The sequence below is a fragment of the Snodgrassella sp. ESL0304 genome, assembly GCF_013344995.1.
In the GTDB taxonomy this organism is placed as follows: Bacteria; Pseudomonadota; Gammaproteobacteria; order Burkholderiales; family Neisseriaceae; genus Snodgrassella; species Snodgrassella alvi.
The window spans coordinates 1-1,442 of sequence record NZ_JAAEDR010000021.1 but is presented as its reverse complement, the minus strand read 5'-3'; the positions used below and the strand labels follow the sequence as shown (position 1 = coordinate 1,442).

Sequence of the window (1,442 nt, the reverse complement as noted above, 5' to 3'; positions counted from 1 at the left end):
ATTACAGCAGAATGCGCTGCAATGGAATAGCAATATATCTGCTTATGATGCCAGTCATGCAACCGGTACTGCACAAAAAATTACCAATGTAGCCCAAGGTAGTCTGGCAGCAGACTCAAGTGATGTAATTACCGGCGGGCAATTGTTTGATACCAATACTCAGGTTAGCAGCCTGTCCGGTAATCTAAACGACGTTTCCAGCAGTGTGGTAACAGGTTTAAATAGCCTGTCTTCATCATTGTCTGAAATTAGTGGTAATCGATTATCCAGTTTGTCTACTGGTATCGACAGTACCAACAGCAGATTGACTGAACTGTCTGCATCAGCATCAAGCAGCCTGGCAGCGACTGACTCTAATGTAAAAACATTACAGCAGAATGCGCTATTGTGGAAAGATGGTGCTTATGATGCTATGCGTGACGGAAAAGTCCAGAAAATTACCAATGTAGCTGATGGCAATATTGAAAAGGGATCAAGTGATGTTGCTACTGCTGGCCAGTTATATACAACTAATACTAATATTACGGAACTTTCCAGCAGTGTTAGTACCAGTTTCGATCATTTCACGTCTTCTTTGAGTACGATTACTCAAACTGGTGGTAATGATGTGATCAGTCTGTCTACTGTTGCAAGCAATATTGATAACAGGGTAACTAATTTAAAGCAGAATGCACTGCAATGGAATGATGATATTGCTGCTTATGATGCCAGTCGTGCAACCAAAAATCCGGCAAAAATTACCAATGTTGCTGCCGGTGAAGTATCAGCAGATTCAACTGATGTGATTACTGGTGCGCAGCTTGATCAGGCTAATGCAAATTATGCCAGCAGTCTGGCAGAAGTATCAGGATCAGTCTCTAGTGGTTTAAGCTCAGTTCAGGATAAAGTAAACGGTTTATCTGCAGACTGGCCGGACAGACTAAATAGTCTGTCTACCACAACTTCCAGCGGATTAAGCAGTCTGTCTACCGCAGCATCAAATGCTTTGAGCAGTTTATCTTCGACTACTTCAAGCACGATAGCCAGCCTGTCTAACAGTACTTCTAGCGGATTGAACAGTTTATCTTCCAGTGCAGCTAGCGGATTGAGCAGTCTGTCTTCCAGTACTGCCATCGGACTGAATAGCCTTTCTTCCAGTACTTCAACGATACTGGGACAATTAGACAATACGATCAGTACTGCCACCAGTAATGTTGCCGGACTACAGCAGGATGCCCTGCAATGGAATGGCGGTATTAGCGCATATGATGCCAGTCATGGAAGCGGTAGTGCACAAAGAATTACCCATGTAGCAGCCGGTGAAGTATCAGCAGATTCAACCGATGCAATTAACGGAGGTCAGCTCTTTGCTCTGTCCAGCTCAGCCTCAACCGGACTGAACAGTCTGTCAACCAGCATGAGCAGCATGGCAGACATTCAGCAGGGTAGCATATCCACAATCA

Annotated in this window: 1 pseudogene; it reads left to right on the top strand. The window is 44.3% G+C overall.

Features of this window, described 5'->3' with window-relative positions:
* Positions 1-1,442 (top strand): annotated as a pseudogene (locus GYX91_RS10935) (hypothetical protein); the annotation flags it as partial.